The sequence below is a fragment of the Bacteroides fluxus YIT 12057 genome (assembly GCF_000195635.1).
In the GTDB taxonomy this organism is placed as follows: Bacteria; Bacteroidota; Bacteroidia; order Bacteroidales; family Bacteroidaceae; genus Bacteroides; species Bacteroides fluxus.
Genome location: NZ_GL882659.1, coordinates 1 through 4,449, shown reverse-complemented (window position 1 = coordinate 4,449; position 4,449 = coordinate 1). Strand labels below are relative to the sequence as shown.

Below are 4,449 nucleotides of genomic sequence, written 5' to 3'. Positions count from 1 at the left end.
ATCGTGTATTGGATGATAGTTGCGGATTTTAGGTATATCATCATCTACATATACAGACTGCACCACCAGATCAATCTTGAACATCAGCTTTCCAACATCAAACTGAGATTCTTTACCGATATTTCACATGAACTGCGTACCCCGCTGACCCTTATCACCAGCCCGGTCAGTGAAGTACTGGAACATGAGCCCCTTTCTCCCAACGCACGCAAACATCTGACCTTGGTACACAAAAACACGGAACGCATGCTGCGTCTGGTAAATCAGATACTCGACTTCCGCAAAATAGAGAATCAAAAGATGAAAGTGCTGCTTGAAAAGACAGATATCATTGCTTTGCTGCAACGGGTTATGGACAACTTCCGGCTAATGGCGGAAGAAAAGCATATTGATTTCAATCTGCAAGCCAACCCGGAAACCATTTATTGCTGGATAGACCAGGATAAATTTGAAAAGATTGTATTCAATCTGATATCCAATGCCTTCAAATACACACCGGAACACAAATCCATCACTGTGTCGGCTGCTATCCAGAACGAGAATCTTACGGTTTCCGTAAAGGATGAAGGAATAGGTATAGATCCTAAAAAGCAACAGACCTTATTCCAACGCTTCGAAACCCTGGTACGTTATAATATTCTGCAGCCGTCATCGGGTATCGGCCTTTCATTGGTCAAAGAACTGATAGAATTACACCAAGGCAACATACAAGTAAACAGCCAGCCTGGAGAAGGCAGTGAATTTATCATAACCTTGCCATTGGATTCCAAAGTCTATGAAGGAAAAGAGAATACAGAATTCATCCTAAATGATTCACCGGTAACGGTCAACGAAACAACCAAGGAAGAAGAGGTTCCAACCGCCAACAACCGTACGGAAAAAGAAGAAGAGGTTGTTTCCGTGCTGGTTGTAGAAGACAACTCCGAATTAAGAAGTTTCCTTCACAACATATTGTCCGGGACATACCGCGTAATAGAAGCCACCAACGGACAGGAAGGTTTGGAACGTGCCTTGCAATACATGCCCGATTTCATCATCAGTGATATCATGATGCCCGTCATGGATGGACTGGATATGGTAAAAGCCATCAAGGAGAACCGGGATATCTGTCACATCCCCATTGTTCTGCTTTCTGCCAAATCTTCTTTGGACGACCGGATTTCCGGACTGGAACAAGGCATTGACGACTATATCACCAAGCCTTTCAGCTCCACTTACCTGAAGACACGTATCAAATCATTGCTTCATCAGCGCAAGCAGCTACAGGAACTATATCTGAAGCGATGGTCCGGGAAACAAAAAGATGCACCGGCCCCCCATTTGGAAATTGCACCGTCACAACCGCAAATCGTATCATTTGACGAGCAATTCATGCAACAAGTTATGGAGGTTATGGAAAAACAGATGGACAACTCCGAATTTACCGTTGATGAGTTTGCCCAAGAGCTGAGTATGGGACGGACAGTCTTCTATCAGAAACTGAAGGCTATCATAGGTCTTTCCCCTGTAGATTTTATCCGGGATATGCGCATCAAGCGCGCCAAGCAATTAATGGACAGCGGGGAATACAATATCTCTACAGTAGCTTACATGACTGGGTTCAACGATCCTAAATACTTCAGCAAATGTTTCAAGAAACAATTCGGGATATCCCCTTCCGAATACAATAAAGAAAAGAAAAACGGGGAAGCAACGCCTCCCCGTCCATCTTAATTCTTACAAGTACGGATTCATTACTCTATGGTAAAAGAATACAGCAACAAATCCTCTGTCTGCGAACTGCCGCCTACCATGATATCATAATCACCGGCACAGACCCTCATTGTATTGGTTGCTGTATCCCACCATTCCAACTCTTTGTCTTTCAGCTCAAAATCAACATTTACAGTCTTTCCTGCAGGAATATTTACCCGTTTGAAAGCACGTAAAGTCTTATTAGGACCATCCGTATCATCACGCTTTCTCAAATACACCTGAACCACTTCTTCCCCATCCCGCTTTCCGGCATTGGTTACAGGAACCGTCAGTTCCAAAGTCTGTCCGGCATTGATTTTATTCTGGTCCAACACCATTTGTCCATACTCAAATGCAGTATAGCTCAATCCATAGCCGAACGGGAAAAGCGGTTCCTGCGTCATATACCGATAGGTCCTTCCTGACATATCATAATCTTCAAAATCAGGAAGCTGAGACACATTCCGGTAGAATGTAACAGGCAGTCTTCCCGCCGGATTATATTTACCGAACAAAACCTCAGCAACTGCCGTTCCGCCTGCCTGACCAGGATACCATGCCTGCAAGATAGCCTCGCATTCCTTTGTCTCAGGCTCCAGACCGATGGGAGAACCTGAACAGTTAACAAATATCACTTTCTTACCGGAACGATGCAAAGCCGCAATCATTTCTCTCTGTACAGCAGGTAATTCTATATCCGTACGGTCCCCCTTTTTGAAACCGGGAAGATTAACGCCCATTTCCTCACCTTCAAGACTTGGAGAAATACCACCAACAAAAATCACGACATCAGCATCTTTCACCACCGCAACCGATTTCTTTATATCGACCTCTTTCCTGAAACCTAGATCAAAATTCAGTTGGGCATCACTTCTGAGATATTCAAAATCAAGTTCGATATTGTACGGCTTTCCGGCTTGCACCCTTAAATTGTAAGTTGACTTCCTTCCGCCATGTTTGTTGGAAAATCCCTTCACTTCTTCCCCGTTGATCCGCAAACGGCCGGAACCGTAAGCATAAACCTCAAACACGACCTCACCTGATTGTTCAGGAGTAAATACACTGTTATAAGTTGCCGAGAAATCAGTCAGATTTACCCCGGGAGCAAAGACTGTAGCCCCCGATGTACAAAAGTGGAAAGGAGTGGCAACCTGCGCAGTAGTCACCGGTTCACCTTCACGAGTCACATTATTCCAATAACGTGCGCTAAAGCCCGGGCCATCTGCCGACTTGCAAAGATTGAAAGCACTTTGAATCAGTGATCTATCCACCCATCCGCAGCCTTGCTCATAAATCAGCTTATCATCAGCACCCAATGCCTTACGCACCCCTTCCAAAATGGTTACGGTATGTGACGGCATGCCGTTGTAATTTCCCCATTGCATAACGGAATCATTGGCATTCGGTCCCATGACGGCAACAGTGAGTCCCCCCTGTTTCAAGGGCAGAATATCATTCTTATTCATCAGCAACGTCATGGATTTACGTGCAATATCCAATGCCAACGAATCATGTTTCGCAGAAGCGACTACTGAAAAAGGAATTTTCGTCCAAGAAACCTTGTCCGGCTCATCCATCTCACCCAATGCAAAACGAGCAGTTAACAGACGCTTCACGGCTACATCCACTGCCTTTTCTTCAATTTTTCCCAGTTTTACGGCCTCCACCAATGCCTTGTAACTCGATCCACACTCCAGGTCGGTTCCACTTAGTACCGCGGCAGCCGAAGCGGATTCGGCATCAGGATGTGTTTTATGCCCACGGTCATTGTAAAAATCAGCTATCGCACCACAATCAGAAAGCACTATGCCGTCAAAACCCCATTCATCCCGCAGAATCTGCATCAGCAAACGGTTACTTCCACAACAAGGATCCCCCTCAAAACGGTTATAGGCACACATCACCTCTTTAACCTTCCCTTCCTTGACCAACGCTTCAAAAGGAGGCAGATACGTTTCGTACAAATCACGCGGTTTGATGTTCTCCGCATTGAACTCATGACGGTTCCACTCCGGCCCGGAATGTACGGCAAAATGCTTGGCACAGGCATGCAGTTTATCATATCTGCCATCATTGCCTCCTTGCAGCCCTTTTACCACTTCCACTCCCATACGGCTGGTCAGATAGGGATCTTCGCCATAAGTCTCAATCCCCCGTCCCCAACGGGGATCACGATAAATATTGACCGTAGGCGTCCACATGGTCAGTCCCTGATAACGCTCATAGCTTCCTTGTGAAGCATAATAGGAGTTCTTGGCACGGGCCTCGTCAGACACGGCATCAAACACACCATATACTGCTTCCGGCGAGAAGGAAGCAGCCATACCTATCGGCTGTGGAAATACAGTTGCCAAACCGGCACGGGCCACCCCGTGCAATGCCTCATTCCACCAATTATATGGTTTTATCCCCAAACGCTCCACCGGTTTGGCACCATCCATCATCAGAGATACTTTCTCTTCCAATGTAAGTTCCTTCAACAGAAGTTCCGCCCGTTCTTCAGGAGGCAAAGAAGTTGTCTTGTACGTAGGCTGGCTACAACTTGATAACATCAAGAGAGGTAGCAGATAAATAAGTTTTCGCTTCATCATATTTCCAGAAATATATCAGATTAAAAAAACTGCAAGAAAAGGTTCACCAAAGAAACAAAATCTTGCAGTTTTCTACAAATTAATTAATTAAAACCTGTTGGCGGAATTAATTTAGTGCATACTT

At 45.3% G+C, this 4,449-nt stretch carries 2 protein-coding genes; one reads left to right on the top strand and one right to left on the bottom strand.

Features of this window, described 5'->3' with window-relative positions:
- The coding region (locus HMPREF9446_RS12065; protein WP_009125947.1) for an ATP-binding protein at positions 1–1,713 on the top strand (1,713 nt) is incomplete at its 5' end.
- Positions 1,714–1,733: 20 nt separating this feature from the next.
- On the opposite strand, the gene xyl3A is transcribed toward HMPREF9446_RS12065, so the two are convergent.
- Positions 1,734–4,322, bottom strand: a complete 2,589-nt coding sequence (xyl3A, locus tag HMPREF9446_RS12060) for a xylan 1,4-beta-xylosidase (protein ID WP_039969375.1) — start codon at positions 4,320–4,322, stop codon at positions 1,734–1,736.
- Between the last annotated feature and the right edge of the window lie 127 nt (positions 4,323–4,449).